Genomic DNA, 15892 nt, shown 5'->3' with positions numbered 1-15892 from the left:
TTGTAGCCACAGCATCGATTAAAAGATAGTCACCGAAAATGTCTATCCTGCCTGCGATAACGCCGCCACACTCTATCCCCCTGTCGGGACAAAACATGCGCAAAAAGGGCGGATTGCGTCATCGCACCACGCACATCGGCCGGGCGCTGATCGGGTCGGGATGGATTTCGGCGTCGATGCTGAATACCGATCGCAGCAGGTCGGGTGTCATCACCTGCCGTGGGCTGCCGCTGGCGACGATACGCCCGGCGGCCATCAGCACCAGATGGTCGCAGTAGCGGCTGGCCTGGTTGAGATCGTGCAGCACGGTGACCACCGTTTTGCCCTGCTGCTGCTGACGGTGGAGCAGCGCCATCAGCTCCACCTGGTGATTGATATCCAGATAAGTGGTCGGTTCGTCGAGCAGCAGCAGCGGCGTCTGCTGCGCCAGCGCCATCGCCAGAAACACCCGCTGCCGCTGGCCGCCGGAGAGTTCGCTGACCTGCCGGTCGGCCAGCCCGTCGACCTGGGTTTCCGCAATCGCCGCCGCTACCTGCTGGCGATCCAGCCCGCTGAGCCGGCCAAACAGGTTCAGCCACGGGCTGCGGCCGTAGCCGACCAGCTCAGCCACGGTGATGCCTTCCGGGGTCACCGGCTGCTGCGGCAGCAGCGCCAGCTGGCGGCCGAGCTGGCGCGGCGTAATGTGGCTTAACGGCGTGTCGTTCAGACGGATCTCCCCGGCACGCGGGGTAAGCAATCCGGCCAGGCAGCGCAGCAGCGTGGATTTGCCACAGCCGTTCGGGCCGAGCAGCGCGGTAATCCGCCCTGCGGGCAGGGTCAGGGAGAGATCGTGCAGGATCGGCGTGCTGCCGTAGCCCGCGCGCAGCCCGGAAACGGTCAGTTGCGTCATCAGCGAGTCCTCATTAACAGCCAGAAAAACCAGGGCGTACCGATAATCGCGGTCAGCACACCGGCGGGCAACTCCAGCGGCGGGTGCAGGGTGCGCGCCAGCAGGTCGGCCAGCAGCAGCAGCAGCGCCCCCACCGCCATCGCGGCGGGCAGCAGCAGCCGGTGGCGGCCGCCGACCAGACGCCGGGTCAGGTGCGGGGCCACCAGGCCGATAAAGCTCAGCGGGCCGCACAGCGCCACGCTAATCGCCGCCAGCGCCAGCGCCAGCAGCAGGATGCGCCGGCGGGCGGCGGGCGGGCTGACGCCGAGTGTGGCCGCCTGCTCCTCGCCCAGCGCCAGCAGATCGAGATCGCGGCACAGCAACAGGCTCAGCGGCAACAGCAGCAGCAGCCACGGCGCGGCGATCTGCACAAACGGCCAGCCACGCCCCCACAGGCTGCCGGTCAGCCACAGCAGCGCCTGGCCCACCTCCAGCGGACGGGTCAGCAGCAGGTAATCGGTCAGGCTGGCATACAGCGCGGTCAGCGCCACGCCGAGCAGCGCCAGCCGCAGCGGCGCGCCGCCGCCGGCCAGCCGCTGCAGCAGCCAGAAAGCCAGCAGCGCTCCGGCCAACGCCAGCAGCGGCAGCCACACCACCGGCAGCGCCGGAAACAGCAGCAGCCCGGCCACCGAGCAGAGACCGGCGGCGTGATTGACGCCGAGGATCTCCGGCGAGGCCAGCGGGTTGCGGATCGCCCCCTGCACCAGCACGCCGGAGGCCGCCAGCGCCGCGCCGACCAGCAGCGCCAGCAGCAGGCGCGGCAGGCGATATTCGATCAGCGCAAAGTGGCGGTCGCTGGCCGGGTCCAGCGCCTGACGCAGCTGGCTGAGGCTCAGCGTTTCGCTGCCGTAACGCAGCGACAGCAGCGCGCCGGTGGCCAGCAGCAACAGTAATAAGGGTGTGACCAGAGAAACTCTTTTCATCTCAGCGTTCCGTCCCCGGCTGCAGATGACCTACCGGCAGACAGGGTCCCCTGCGTCAGTATCGCTATCAGCCTCATGCCCGCCTCCGCACCAGCCAGACAAAAAACGGTGCGCCCACCAGCGCCAGCACCGCACCGGCAGGCAGCTCACCGGGGAAGGCCAGCCCGCGCGCCAGCAGATCGGCCAGCAGCATCAGCAGTGCGCCGAGCAGCAGCGCGGCGGGCAGCAGGCGGCGCAGATCGTGGCCAAACAGCGCCCGTGCCATATGCGGTACCAGCAGGCCGAGAAACGCCAGCGGCCCGGCCACGCTGACGCAGCTACCGACCAGCAGCACCACCAGCAGGTTGATCAGCAGCCGCAGGCGGCCGGGGTGAATGCCCAGCGTGCTGGCACCGTCATCGCCCAGCCGCAGCAGGTTGAGCCGCCCGGCCAGCAGGCAGGCCAGCGGGGCCAGCAGCAGGGTAAACGGCAGCAGCTGCCAGAACTCGCGCCAGCGCACGCTTGAGACGCCCCCCGCCAGCCAGTGCAGCACGCCGTACGCGTGATCTTCCGCCAGCAGCAGCGTGGCGCGGGTCAGCGCCGCGCACAGCGCCGACACCGCCACCCCGGCAAGGATTAGCCGGCTGCGATCGCCGGCCTGCTGCCAGCCGCGCCCCAACAGCATCACCAGTCCCCAGCTGATGCCGCCGCCCACCGCTGCCAGCAGCGCGATCGAATAACCGGCCACCCACGCCGGATTGAAGGCGGTGGCCAGCACCATCGCCAGCGCCGCCCCGGCGTTGATGCCGAGCAGCGACGGCGACGCCAGCGGGTTGCGGGTCAGGGTCTGTAGCAGCGCGCCGGCCAGCGCCAGGCTGGCCCCCAGCAGCATCGCTACCAGGCTGCGCGGCAGGCGCAGGTTAAACACCAGCGCCTGGGCGATACCCGCAGGCGGGCCGGGCAGCAGCGCCGCCAGCGCCTGGCCGGGGCCGATGGCGATCGGTGACCAGCAGAACAGCGACAGCCAGAAGGTCAGCGCCAGCGCGGCCAGCAGCAGACAGATGCGCGGCAACGTGCGATCCCTCAAGGCGTGCTATCCAGCGGCCGGTGATGCAGGATCGCCACCAGCTCGGCGGCGATCTGCTCGGCGGCAAACAGCCCGCGCATCCGCGCCCAGACGTTACTGTCCACTGACGCCACCTGATGCTGCTGCGCCGCCTTCAGCACCTGCCACAGCGGGTCCTGCTGCCAGTCGCGCACGATGCTCTGCTGGCGGTAGTGGGCGACGATCAGCCAGTCGGGATCGAGCGCCAGCAGCTGCTCCAGCGTCAGGCTGGCCAGTGCCGCCTGGCCGACCGGCGGCGGCACCTTAACCCCCAGCGCGGTCAGCACGCTGCCGGTGTAAGCGTCGCTGCTGTGCAGGTTAAACTGCTGTTCGCGCGAGGTACCAAACGCCACCGTGATGCCTTTCGGCAACCGGGCGGCAAACGCCTGCATCCGCTGGCGGTGCTGCGCCAGCCGCTGCTGCATTGCAGCGTCCTTACCCAGCACCTGGCCAATGGTCGCCGCCGACTGCAGGTTCTCCGCCCAGGTCTCATTGCGCGACTTCAGCATCAGCGTCGGCGCGATGCGCTTCAGCTGGCCGAGAATGCCGCCGTGGCGGGCGGCGTCGGCGATTATCAGGTCCGGCTTCAGCGCGGCGATCGCTTCGAGGCTCGGCTGCGCCCGGCTGCCCACCGACTGCCACGGCTGGATGCGCTGGCGCACCGCCGGCAGAATTCGCGCCGCGTCGCCGTCATCGGCCACGCCGATCGGGCTGACGCCCACCGCCGCCAGCGCGTCAACGAAAGACAGCTCCAGCACCACCACCCGCTGCGGCACGCCGTTCAGGGTAAATTCGCCGTTGCTGTCGGTGACGGTCACCGCCTGTACGGTGCTGGTCAGCAGCAAGAGCACGCCGCCGAGCAGCGTCAGAAGGGTGCGAATCATGGCCATTTCTCCGGTTTTATAACGACAAAGCGGACCGCCAGAAGGCGGCCCGTTGGGGACTATACAGACGCCACGCCGCAGAACATCCACACCTCATCCGGCCGCCGGTGAAATGATGGCTCCGCACATTGCCGGACCCTGCGGCGTGAAGCATCAGAACTTCACCGCGCCCTGCATATAGATCGTGCGCGGCTGCCCGGCGTACAGGCCTTTATTGTTGTCATCAAAGGCGCGGGTGAAGTACTCATGGTCAAACAGGTTCTTCACGCCGACGGCAAGGTTGAGGTTGGCGTACTGCGGGCCGAAGTCGTAGCCGGCACGCGCGCCCCACAGCATAAAGCCGGGGATGCGGCCGGTGCTGCCGTCGGCGCTCTCAGCGCGGGTGTTGGCGTTATCCGCATACTGGCCGGACTGGTACTCGCTGTTGACGTTAAAGGTCCAGCTACCGGTCTGGTAATCCAGCCCCAGCGTGCCCTTGTGCTTCGGCGAGAACGGCACCTGGTTGCCGTGGTAGTCACCCTGTTCGCGGATCACCGCGTTGACGTAGGCATAGCTGGCGGAGAACGACAGGTTTTCCAGCGTCGGTGACAGGTCGCCGAGGTCGTAGCGCAGCTTGCTCTCCAGCCCGGTGTGGCGGGTTTTACCACGCGCGGTCACGCTGTCGGTCACCTGGTTCGAGTCGTACTGGTTGCTGAAGTTGATCAGGAACAGCCCGGCTTCCGCCTGCAGCACCTGGTTATCAAAGCGGGTGCCCAGCTCCCAGGTACGCGCTTTTTCCGGTTCGACGCTGCCGCTGCTGACCGCTTTGCCGATCTGGCTGTACTGCACGGTACCGAACGAGCCTTCGGTATTGGCGTAGAGGTTCCACTCGTCGTTGAGGTGATACAGCACGTTCAGCGCCGGCAGCGGCGCGTTGTAACCGATCTCCTGCTTTTCGCCCTTAATAAAGTTGTTCTGGTAGGACTGGATATGCTCGTAGCGCATGCCCGGCGTCAGCGTCCAGTCACCGATATCGATGCGATCGTCAATGTACCAGGCGTGCGCTTCGGTGCCGGACTGGGTGTCGCGATCGTACGGGCTGCTGCCGGTTGGCAGTAGCCGGCTGGTCGCCAGGCTGGTGTAGCGCAGCTCGTGGGTCGACTCGCTGACGTAGCGGTAGCCGATGCCAACTTCGTGCGCGCTGTCGCCAAGGTTAAAGCTCTGGCTGTAGCGCGGTTCCACGCCGCGCACCCAGTACTCGCGCGGCGACAGGGTGATGTTCTTGCCCTGGTCGAGGTAGCCGCTGCGCAGCGTGTTGGTCCAGAAGGTCAGGATATTGAACCTGTGCTGCGCGTCCGGCTGGTACTGATAGCCAAGGCTGGCCAGCTGGCGGCGGCCCCAGAACTCATCGTACGGGCGGGTGGACTGAAAACGGTCAGCGTTATAGTTGGCGCGCGACAGGCCGCCCGGCATCTGCGCCCGGCCTTCGTAGTACTGCAGCAGGCTGGTAAAGGTGTGCTCCTCGTTCGGCGCGTAGCGGGTCTTCAGCATCACGTCGTCGATTTTGGTCGCGCTGTGTTCGCGCCAGTCGCTGCCTCGCGTGCCGGAGTAGAGCAGCGCCGCGCCGAAACCGTTGTCCGCGGTACCGCCGATCAGCAGGTTTCCGCTGCCCTTCGGATCGTTCTGCGACGAGGTCGGCGTCAGCATGCCCTGCATGCCGCCCTCAACGGCAAACTCGTTTGGAATGGCGCGGGTGACAAAATTGACCACGCCGCCGACGCTCTGCGGCCCGTAGCGCACCGCGCCGCCGCCGCGCACCACGTCCACCGCGTCCATATTGCCCAGCGACACCGGGGCCAGCGACAGCTGCGGCTGACCGTAAGGGGCGAACGGCACCGGGATGCCGTCCATCAGCACCGTGGTGCGGCTGGCCAGGCGCGGGTTGAGGCCGCGGATGCCGAAGTTCATCGCCATATCATGGCTGCCGGTGCCGTTATTCTCCGGTGCGTTAACGCCGGGAATGCGGTTCAGCGCTTCACGCAGGGTGGTCGCGCCGCTGCGGGCAAACTCCTCGCGGCGGATCACGTCACGCGCGCCCGCATGTTCAAACACGTCGTTTTCCCGCGCGTCCGCCAGCCAGTCGCCGACCACGGTCAGCGCGCCAGCGGCGGCCGGCTGCGGCTGCGGCGTCAGGGTAAAGGTATTGCCCCCCAGCGCCTTCAGCTGCAGGCCGCTGCCCGCCAGCAGAGCCTGCAGGCCCTGCTCCGGCGCGTAGCTGCCGTTCAGCCCCGGGCTGGTTTTGCCGCGGGTCAGCGCCGCATCCACCGACAGGGTGAGGCCGGCGGTGGCCGCAAACTGGTTAAGCGCGGCGTCGAGATCGCCGGCGGCTATCTGGTAGTGGGCCGCGGCAGGCTGGCTGACGGCGGCGGTGGCCAGGGCCGGTGCCGCCAGCGCCAGCGGCACCAGCGCACAGTGAACGGCAAAGGCCAGAGGGGAAGTATTGCGTAAAACCCACAGCACGCGGGCAGAAGAATCAGACATGACCGTCTCCGAAAAGGGATGTTTTTATACTCTCTGCAGATAAGTCGAATGAGGCGGGCAAAAGGGACAATGCAAATGCGAATTATTTTTCTTATCAGTCAGTCAGGCGGCGCTGACCTTCACCCAGTAACGGCTAACCGTCTGAATTTTCACCGGTAGCGTCTGTACCAGCACCGCCAGCAGCCGGTCGGTATCCGCCAGCGGGAAGGTGCCGCTGACCCGTAAATCCGCCACGCTCGGATCGCAGATCAGCATGCCGTGACGCCAGCGCGCCACCTCAGCCAGCACCTCCTCCAGCCGCCGGTTGCTGACGCTAAGCAGGCCGCGCTGCCAGCCGAGATCGGCGGCGTTCAGCGGCTGCAGGGCTTCAAAACGGCGAGCGGTAAAACGCAGCGTCTGCCCGGCGGGCACCCGCAGGCTCGCCTGCGGATCGGCCTGCAGCGTCACCTCAACCGCGTGACGCTGCACGCTGAGCGTGGTGGCATCATCCCACTGGCGCACGCTGAATTCGGTGCCCAGCGCGCGCAGCCGCCCTTCGCGGGTGCTGACCAGAAACGGCCGCCGTCCGGGGTCAGCGGCGGTGGTGATGGCGATCTCGCCCTGGCTGAGGGCCACCAGCCGCTGTGACGGCGTAAAGTCCAGCCGCACCGCGCTGGCGGTATTCAGCTGCAGCTCAGAGCCGTCCTGCAGCCGCACCCGCCGCTGCTCGCCGGTGGCGGTGTGATAGTCGGCGCGCAGACCGACGCCGACCGGCGAGCGCCACAGCTGCCAGCTGCCGCCAACGCCGAGCAGCAGCAGCAGGCTTTTAAGCACCCGCCGGCGGGTCTGCTGTACCTCGCGGTGGGACTGATGCAGTACCTGGTAGCCGAGATGGCCGGGCAGAGTCTGCAGCTGGCCCTGCAGCGACTCGACGCGCTGCCAGGCCCAGCGGTGGTCCTCATGTTGCTGATACCACTGCTGCCATTTACTGCTCAGCTGCGGGCTGATTTCACCGGCGCACAGCGTGGCGTACCACTGTGCGGCCATCTTCAGCGCCAGCCGCTGCCCGTCGCTAATCTGCAGGTTCACCCGTTCAGCTCCAGACCCAGTCGGAACAGCAGGCAGTGCTCGGTGGCCTTCGCCATATACTTTTTCACCGAGCTGACCGAAACCTGCATCCGTTCGGCGATCTGCGGGTAGGTCAGTCCTTCCAGCTGCGACAGCAGAAACGCCTGGCGCACCTTTTCACCCAGCCCGTCGAGCATGGTGTCAATCTGCTGCAGGGTCTCCAGCAGGCCGTGCTGCAGCTCCGGCGAGGGCATATGCGCTTCCGGCAGTTGCTCCAGCAGGTCCAGCCACGCGCGCTCCAGCGCGTTGCGCCGGAAAAAATCGACCATCACCCGGCGGGCGATAGTGACGAGGAACGACTTTGGCTGACGAACGGACGGCGCGTTGCCGCCGCTCAGCACGCGGAGAAAGGTATCCTGCGCCAGATCGTCGGCATCGGCCATCGACCCTAACCGCTGCGCCAGCCAGCGCTGCAGCCAGCGGTGATGCGACTGATAGAGATCGGCGAAAGGGTCGGCAACGGCCGGATTTACTGGTGTTGGCATACAATGAGACACAACCCGGGTTAAAATTTACCCGGGCAGGATAGTTGATAATGGTTATCATTTCAATCGGCAGCTAACGCCGTCGACAGGCCCGCACGCCTGCGATCAACCGCCGTGGTACGGCCCAGGGACTACCGAATCCCGCACCACCAGCTGACCGCTGAACTGCGGTACCACCACGGCGGGCTGGTCATCAAGCAGCTCCAGCAGTTTGACAAAGGTATGCCTGATCATCTCGCCTACCGGCACGTGAACGGTGGTCAGCGGCGGCACAAAGAAGGCCGCCATGGGAATATCATCGAAGCTCAGCAACGAGATATCCTCGGGAATGCGCTTGCCGGCGGCGTAAAACGCCCGCGCCGCGCCGATGGCCATATCATCGTTACTCGCCACCAGGGCGGTAAAGGTAACTTCCCGCGACAGCAGCTGTAGCCCGGCCTCGTAGCCGGTTTGCGGCGTCCAGGCTCCGTGGGCAATGCGACGCTCGTCCCAGGCAATATGATGCGACCGCAGCGCCCGCCGGTATCCCTCAAGGCGGCTGATACCGGTGGGGGAATCGGCCGCACCGGCAATAAACGCAATATCACGGTGCCCCTGGCTGAACAGATAATTGACGGCGTCAAAGGTATTCTGTTCGTGGCAGGCAAACACGCAGCGTTCGGGGTATTTCTCCAGCCGGCGGTTAACCACAATAATCGGCTTGCTGGTTTGTTCGATAATCTCATCCAGCTCGCGCGTGGTGAGAAAGCGCGGGTAGATAATCACCGCATCGCAGCGCAAATCGAGCAGAAACTCAATCGCCTGGCGCTCCTCACGGGCGTTGTGCTTGCCGTCGGCCAGCAGCAGCTGGCGGCCATGCTGTTCGGTGACGGTGGCCGCCTGGAATAACAGCTCGCTAAAATAGGGGCCGTTATACAGTGTGTTGGTTACCACCAGGCCAATATTATTGGATTTATTGGTTGCCAGATTCCTCGCCAGTAAATTAGGCCGGTAACCGGTCTCTTCTACCGCTTTAAATACCTTATCCTGGGTGGTTTTACTGACATAACTATTGCCTGCTAATACCCGGGACACCGTCGCTTTTGACACGCCCGCTTTATTTGCCACATCCAGCATGGTAACCATAAATATATCCTGCGATGTAAATTCTTGCCGCTATAATAACCCGATTTTAAATCGTGGAACATTGCTGATAAGACGATTATAAAAAACTATACACATTAACAAGTTACAACTAAACCTTGCTACAAATCACACTTTTTCGACTCTGCCTGGCATGCCAGCAACGCCCTTATACCTTACGCCATTATTTTAAAAAATAATTTAAACCGCTCGTTAACCGCTGCTTAACCTGCTTCTGATATAGAAGTTAACCCTGCCAATTACACTGTTTTTTTGTGGTCATCAACGGCGTTTGCGATCCGAATCACAAATCGTTACACTGAATCTGAAACCGGTTGCAGAAACAGGGTTCTTTCCGCTATCAATTAAGAAAAACCAGACCGGAGAACAGCCATGAATAAAATTTTACTCTGTTGTGCTGCAGGTATGTCCACCAGCATGGTGGTCCAGCGGATGGAAAAGGCCGCAAAAGAGAAGAACATCGACGTGGAGATCAACGCGGTAGGACTCGACGAATTCAACGAGCAGATCGGCCATTACGACTGCTGCCTGCTGGGCCCGCAGATCAAGTACAAGCTGGCGGACTTTAAGCCGCTGGCGGATGAGCTGAACAAGCCGATCGCGGTGATCAACACCATGGATTACGGCATGATGAACGGCGACAAGATCCTCACCGAAGCGCTGGCGATGATCAACAACGGCAGGGCCGCGTGATGAGCCGCTTCAGCGAGACCCTGTTTGGGGTGATCGAAAACCGCATCAGTCCGATCGCGGCGCGGTTATCAGGCCAGCGCCACGTGGTGGCAATCAAGGACGGCTTTATCTCCTCGATGCCGTTCCTGATCGTCGGATCCTTTATGCTGCTGTTTGCGCACCCGCCGTTTGGCGCCGACAGCCAGTGGGCGTTCGCCCGGTGGTGGCTGGGTATGGTGGAACGCCACTCCACGCAGATCATGATGCCCTACAACATGACCATGGGCATTATGGCGGTCTACATCTGCGCCGCCATCGCCTATAACCTTGCCATCAGCTACAGGATGAACGGCTTTATGGCCGCCTGCCTGTCGCTGATGTCATTCCTGCTGGTCGCCGCGCCGCAGAGCAACGGCGCGCTGCCGGTGGGATCGCTGGGCGGCGAAGGGATCTTTACCGCGATTATCGTCAGCCTGTATGCCACCGAGCTGATGCACTTCCTGCAGAAGCACAATATTGGCTTTAAGCTGCCCGAACAGGTGCCGCCGAAAATCCGCCAGTCGTTTGACCTGCTGATCCCGATCATGGCGATCTTCATTACCCTGTTCCCGCTCAGCCTGTGGGTGCAGGATCAGTTCGGCATGCTGCTGCCGCAGGCGATTATGGCGATCTTCAAGCCGATCATCTCCGCCTCTGACTCGCTGCCCGCCGTGCTGATCGCCGTACTGCTGTGCCATCTGCTGTGGTTCGCCGGTATTCACGGTGCGGTGATCGTCGGCGGTATTCTGCAGGCGTTCTGGCTGACCAACCTCGGCATTAACCAGCAGGAACTCAACGCCGGCGCGCCGATTACCCAGGTGTTTATCGAGCCGTTCTGGCAGTTCTTTATCGTGGTCGGCGGCTCGGGGGCCACCATGGGGCTGGTGTTCCTCTACCTGCGCAGCCGTTCGGCGCACCTGCGTTCGATTGGCAAGCTGGGGCTGGTGCCGAGCATGTTCAACATCAACGAGCCGATTATCTTTGGTTCTCCGATCGTCATGAACCCGCTGCTGTTTATCCCGTTTATCACCGCGCCGCTGGTTAACGCCACCATTGCGTGGATCGCCACCCGCACCAACATGGTCAATCACGTGGTGTCGTTAGCGCCGTGGACCACCCCCGGCCCGATCGGTGCCGCCTGGTCAACCGGCTGGGACTTCCGCGCGGTGATTCTGGTCGGCGTGCTGATCGCCGTCTCAACGCTGATTTACTACCCGTTCTTTAAAATGTACGAACGCCAGCTGCTGGAGCAGGAACAGCCTGCACCCGCGAAAGAAGATGGCGACCTGAAAGCCGTGGAGGGCTGAAGCATGGATATGGAAACCACCGTAATGGAGCTGATTATTCACGCCGGTGAAGCGCGCTCCTGCTCGATGCAGGCGCTGCGTGCCGCCCGCGGCTATGACTGGCAGGAGGCGGACGCGCAGCTGACCGCCGCCTCGGTCGCTGCCAAAGCGGCCCATAAGATTCAGACCGCGCTGATCGGGGCTGATGAAGGAGTCGGCAAGATCCCCGTCAACCTGATACTGGTTCATGCACAGGACCATCTGATGAACGCCATGCTGTGCCGCGAGCTGGCAGAAGAGATCATCCTTCTGCATCGCGAGGTGCAGGCGCTGAAGCAGGCGCAGTAATCCACGCGGGGCGAGCATATCGCCCCGAACTGAATCCGCGCTGGCAGGAAACGACCAGCCACCACCAAGCAAGGAGTTAATGATGCAATACGGCAAGTTAGCGCCCTTCCCGGACGGTTTTTTATGGGGAGCCTCCACCTCGGCCTACCAGGTTGAGGGGGCATCAACCCTGGACGGTAAAGGCCCCTCGGTCATCGACAAGGCCAGCTTTGACCCGCGCCTGACCGATTTCACCGTCACCAGCGATCACTACCACCGCTTCGCTGAGGATGTGGCACTGTTCGCTGAGCTGGGCCTGAAAACCTACCGCCTTTCGATCTCCTGGAGCCGCCTGTTCCCTGAAGGTACCGGCGAGCTGAACGCCAGAGGCGTAGAGTTTTATCAGAAACTGCTGACTGCGCTGACCGATCGCGGCATCGAGCCGCTGGTCACGCTCTACCACTTTGACCTGCCGTGGGCGCTGCAGGAGAAAGGCGGCTGGTCCGATCCGGCCACCATCGACGCCTTCGAACACTTTGCCCGCACCTGCTTTGAACTGTACGGCGACCGGGTCAGGTACTGGCTGACCATCAACGAACAGAACATCATGATCCTCAAAGGTGACGTCATCGGCACGCTGCCTGCCGGCACCAAAGATCCGCATAAGACCCTGTATCAGCAGAACCACCATATGATGCTGGCGCAGGCGCGGGCGATGATCGCCTGCCACCAGATGCTGCCCGCGGCGAAAATCGGCCCGGCGCCGAATATCTCCTGCGTCTACCCGGCCAGCTGCAAGCCGGCCGACGTGCTGGCGGCGAACAACTTTACCTCGATCCGCAACTGGCTGTATCTCGACCTCGCCTGCCACGGCCGCTACAACACCATCGCCTGGCGTTTTATGCAGGAGAAAGGCTGGCTGCCGACCATCACCGACGCCGAGATGGCGCTGCTGAAGCAGGCGAAACCGGACTTTATCGCCTTTAACTACTACGCGTCGGCCACCGTGGCCGCTGAAGTGAGCGAAGGGGAAGGCGACCAGCGGCCCGATCAGCAGATGGCCGGCATTGATGCCAGTGTCTACATCGGCACCAACAACCCGAACCTGAAGAAAAACCAGTTTAACTGGTACGTCGATCCGGTCGGCTTCCGCATCACCGCCCGCGAGATCTACGATCGCTATCACCTGCCGCTGATCGTCACCGAAAACGGTCTCGGCGCTTACGATGAGCTGGAAGCAGGGAATAAGGTCTATGACGACTACCGCATCGCTTATCTCAGCGACCATCTGCAGCAGCTGCAGCTGGCCATCAGCGACGGCGTGGCGATCTTCGGCTACTGCCCGTGGTCGGCGATCGACCTGGTCAGCACCCATCAGGGGATCAGCAAACGCTACGGCTTTATCTACGTCAACCGCGACGAGCACGATCTGAAGGATCTGGCGCGCTACCGTAAGAAAAGCTTCAGCTGGTACCAGCGGGTGATTAAGACCAACGGCGCGGACCTGAACAAAGAGATCGAATACTGATTCACCGGGGCTTAACCGCCCCGCTACTTACGCTGGCGGAACGCCGTTACTGTCCGCTCTGAGACCTTCAGCCCGGCACCGGCGGCAACGCCAGCGATGTCACGGCAATTTTGCCGTATTGACGACGTTGTTAATCTCACCAGTCAGAATAAAGGAAAGGATTATGTCACAGCAGTTACCAAAAGATTTTCTGTGGGGCGGCGCGGTTGCGGCGCATCAGGTTGAAGGCGGCTGGAACGAAGGCGGCAAAGGGCCAAGCATCGTTGACGTGCTCTCCGGCGGCGCGCACGGCGTGGATCGGGTGATCACCGACGGCATCGACCCGGCGCACCACTACCCGAACCACCTGGCGGTGGATTTTTACCACCGCTATAAAGAAGATATCGCGCTGTTCGCCGAGATGGGCTTTAAGTGCTTCCGCACCTCGATTAACTGGACGCGCATCTTCCCGAACGGCGACGAGCAGCAGCCAAACGAAGCGGGCCTGCAGTTCTACGACGACCTGTTCGACGAGCTGCTGAAGTACAACATTGAACCGGTCATCACCCTCTCCCACTTCGAGATGCCGCAGCACCTGGTAAAAGAGTACGGCGGCTGGCTGAACCGTAAAGTGGTCGACTTCTTTGTGCGCTACAGCGAGGTGGTGCTGCAGCGCTACCAGCACAAAGTGAAGTACTGGATGACCTTTAACGAGATCAACAACCAGCGTAACTGGCGCTACCCGCTGTTCGGCTACTGCAACTCCGGAGTGATTTTCAACGACCACGAAAAGCCGGAACAGGCGATGTACCAGGTGCTGCACCACCAGTTCGTGGCCAGCGCTCAGGTGGTCAAACTCGGCCATCAGATCAACCCCAACCTGCAGATCGGCTGTATGCTGGCGATCGTGCCGCTCTACCCGTGGTCGTGCCACCCGGACGACGTGATGTTTGCCCAGGAGTCGATGCGCGAACGTTACCTGTTCGGCGACGTGCACCTGCGCGGCTACTACCCGTCCTACATCCTGAAGGAGTGGCAGCGCAAGGGCTACCACATTGAGATGCAGCCTGGCGACGAGCAGGCGCTGCGCGAAGGCTGCGCCGACTACCTCGGCTTCAGCTACTACATGAGCAATGCGGTGCAGTACTCGGCGAAGGACAGCGACGGCGGCCGCCATATCGAAGGTTTCCTCGGCAGCCGGCCAAATCCGCACGTTAAAGCCTCCGACTGGGGCTGGCAGATTGACCCGGTAGGCCTGCGCTATACGCTGAACGCCTTCTATGAGCGCTACCAGAAGCCGATGTTTATCGTTGAAAACGGCTTTGGTGCCTACGATACGGTGGAGGCCGACGGCCAGATCAACGATGACTACCGCATCGCTTACCTGCAGGCGCACATCGAGCAGATGAAGATCGCGGTGCTGGAAGATGGCGTCGATCTGATGGGCTACACGCCGTGGGGCTGCCTTGACTGCGTCTCCTTTACCACCGGCCAGTACAACAAGCGTTACGGCTTTATCCACGTGGATAAAAACGACGATGGCAGCGGCACGATGGCCCGTTCGAAGAAGAAAAGCTTCGGCTGGTATCAGCGGGTGATCGCCAGCAACGGCGCGGAGCTGTAAGCCATTCCCCCATCTGCACCGGTACGTTTTACCGCCGGTTAACTAAAAAGACAGCCGCATCCTGCGGCTGTCTTTTTTGCATTGATGCTCTCCGGTGCTGCTCACCGGAGAGCGACGCGGCCGCAGAGCCGGCAGAAATTCAGGCGTTTACGATTGTCCCCCAGATGCGAACGGGTTAATTAATGGAACCGTACATAAAAACAGCAACCCCTGAACATTAGCCCAAAGGAGCATGCAGAATGCGCATCAGCCCCCCCGTCCTGCCCACGGCCCTGAGCGAAAAGGTGCTGGAAAAACTGGGTATGACCCATTACCCGGCAGCAGATCGCCAGAGTCTTGACGCTCTGTATCAGGTCTGTAGCCGCCATATTCCCTACGATAATCTGCGCCGGCGCATCCAGCTTGCCGCACGGCCGGCCGAGCTGCCGCCGCTGATTGCTCCCGAGCGTTTTTTTACCGACTGGCTGAGCGACGGCGTGGGCGGCACCTGCTGGGAGTTCCAGGTCGCGCTGCACGCCCTGCTCAGCGACTGTGGCTTTACCCTGCGCTACGCGATGTCGACGGTGCAGATGCCGGGGCAGGAAGGATCGCTCTATTATCACGGCACGCTGATTGCCGACGTGGACGACCAGCCGCTAATTTTTGACCCGCCGCTGATGCTCGGTGAGCCGCTGCCGTTAAAGCCTCACTCGCTGGAGCATCCGCTGTGGCAAAGCGGCGTACATTTTAGCGACGGCAGCTGGTGCATCACCTGGCGACCGCTGGGCCGCCCGCCGGTCGACTGCCGCCTGTACCACCTGAACGCCTCCGCCGAGGAGGTGCTGGACCAGCGTGAGACCCTGCGCCACCTCGACTACAGCCACTTTTTCGCCTCAACGCTGATCCGCGCGCTGCATGCCGACTCGATTAGCGGCATTGTTAAAGGCGAGTATATCGTGCGCCACGCGGACGGCCATGAAACCCGTCGCCCGCTATCCCACAGCCAGCAGCAGCGTCTGCTCACCGAAGAGTTCGGCATCAGCGAACGGCTGGCGGTGCAGGTACCGGCGGGGTGAGCAAAAATGGCCAGCATCTGATATGAAGATGCTGGTCATTTTTATACGACAAAAAACCCACTGGGAATATCTGTAAAAACGACTCATGACATAAATACTCAACAACATAACAAAATGCTCTTTATGGCTTTCCTTCAGATAAAACCATCAAAAAATTAATGGTAAAAAATCCATAATTACATGTGCAAGAAATGTGTTTCTAATTTATCACATTGATTTTATGTAAATTAACTAACCACTCAAAAGCACCAGTTCTTACATCATTTTTAAATTGTGAAATTCGTCACAAATTGTGATTTAAATCTAAT

General features: G+C 62.1%; 14 protein-coding genes. 6 read left to right on the top strand and 8 right to left on the bottom strand.

The features are described 5' to 3' along the window. Positions 1-118 precede the first annotated feature (118 nt). The 8 genes from fecE to GKQ23_RS04715 form a co-directional block, all read right to left on the bottom strand. The gene (gene fecE, locus GKQ23_RS04750; RefSeq protein WP_212409900.1) at positions 119-889 is read right to left on the bottom strand and encodes a Fe(3+) dicitrate ABC transporter ATP-binding protein FecE; all 771 of its coding nucleotides are present in this window, start codon (positions 887-889) and stop codon (positions 119-121) included. Then, complete coding sequence (gene fecD / locus GKQ23_RS04745; RefSeq protein ID WP_212409899.1) at positions 889-1851, bottom strand: Fe(3+) dicitrate ABC transporter permease subunit FecD; 963 nt, start codon at positions 1849-1851, stop codon at positions 889-891. The genes fecE and fecD overlap by 1 nt, the downstream gene beginning before the upstream one ends. Positions 1852-1924: 73 nt before the next feature. After that, complete coding sequence (fecC, locus tag GKQ23_RS04740) at positions 1925-2902, bottom strand: iron-dicitrate ABC transporter permease FecC (RefSeq protein ID WP_249168474.1); 978 nt, start codon at positions 2900-2902, stop codon at positions 1925-1927. Between the two features lie 11 nt (positions 2903-2913). Beyond that, entirely contained in the window at positions 2914-3819 is a 906-nt protein-coding gene (locus GKQ23_RS04735; RefSeq protein WP_212409897.1) for a Fe(3+) dicitrate ABC transporter substrate-binding protein, read from the bottom strand. Between the two features lie 153 nt (positions 3820-3972). Then, positions 3973-6339, bottom strand: coding sequence for a TonB-dependent Fe(3+) dicitrate receptor FecA (fecA, locus tag GKQ23_RS04730; protein ID WP_212409896.1), 2367 nt, complete (start codon positions 6337-6339; stop codon positions 3973-3975). Positions 6340-6441: 102 nt separating this feature from the next. Further along, positions 6442-7407 carry a ferric citrate uptake sigma factor regulator FecR gene (gene fecR / locus GKQ23_RS04725; RefSeq protein ID WP_056231594.1) on the bottom strand — a complete coding sequence of 322 codons (966 nt, stop codon included), beginning with the start codon at positions 7405-7407 and terminating at the stop codon, positions 6442-6444. Next, positions 7404-7931, bottom strand: a complete 528-nt coding sequence (fecI, locus tag GKQ23_RS04720; RefSeq protein ID WP_212409895.1) for a ferric citrate uptake sigma factor FecI — start codon at positions 7929-7931, stop codon at positions 7404-7406. Before fecI ends, fecR begins: the two co-directional genes overlap by 4 nt. A 105-nt stretch (positions 7932-8036) precedes the next feature. Next, positions 8037-9056 carry a LacI family DNA-binding transcriptional regulator gene (locus tag GKQ23_RS04715; RefSeq protein ID WP_056231589.1) on the bottom strand — a complete coding sequence of 340 codons (1020 nt, stop codon included), beginning with the start codon at positions 9054-9056 and terminating at the stop codon, positions 8037-8039. Positions 9057-9446: 390 nt separating this feature from the next. On the opposite strand from GKQ23_RS04715, the gene GKQ23_RS04710 reads away from it, so the two are divergent. From GKQ23_RS04710 to GKQ23_RS04685, 6 genes are all read left to right on the top strand, one after another. Further along, complete coding sequence (locus tag GKQ23_RS04710; RefSeq protein ID WP_056231587.1) at positions 9447-9767, top strand: PTS sugar transporter subunit IIB; 321 nt, start codon at positions 9447-9449, stop codon at positions 9765-9767. Next, positions 9767-11092: a PTS sugar transporter subunit IIC gene (locus GKQ23_RS04705; RefSeq protein WP_212409894.1), complete on the top strand. Its 1326-nt coding sequence runs from the start codon at positions 9767-9769 to the stop codon at positions 11090-11092. Before GKQ23_RS04710 ends, GKQ23_RS04705 begins: the two co-directional genes overlap by 1 nt. A gap of 3 nt (positions 11093-11095) precedes the next feature. Continuing rightward, positions 11096-11419 (top strand): PTS lactose/cellobiose transporter subunit IIA, encoded by a 324-nt coding sequence (locus GKQ23_RS04700; RefSeq protein WP_056231582.1) that lies wholly within the window; start codon positions 11096-11098, stop codon positions 11417-11419. Between the two features lie 82 nt (positions 11420-11501). Then, positions 11502-12926: a glycoside hydrolase family 1 protein gene (locus tag GKQ23_RS04695; protein WP_212409893.1), complete on the top strand. Its 1425-nt coding sequence runs from the start codon at positions 11502-11504 to the stop codon at positions 12924-12926. A 163-nt stretch (positions 12927-13089) separates the two neighbouring features. Then, complete coding sequence (locus GKQ23_RS04690) at positions 13090-14529, top strand: 6-phospho-beta-glucosidase (RefSeq protein ID WP_212409892.1); 1440 nt, start codon at positions 13090-13092, stop codon at positions 14527-14529. Positions 14530-14768: 239 nt separating this feature from the next. After that, complete coding sequence (locus GKQ23_RS04685) at positions 14769-15584, top strand: arylamine N-acetyltransferase (protein ID WP_212409891.1); 816 nt, start codon at positions 14769-14771, stop codon at positions 15582-15584. The last annotated feature ends 308 nt before the right edge of the window (positions 15585-15892 follow it).

This window comes from Erwinia sp. E602, assembly GCF_018141005.1.
GTDB lineage: Bacteria > Pseudomonadota > Gammaproteobacteria > Enterobacterales > Enterobacteriaceae > Erwinia.
The sequence above is the reverse complement of the archived record's forward strand: the minus strand, read 5'-3'. Positions and strand labels throughout refer to the sequence as shown.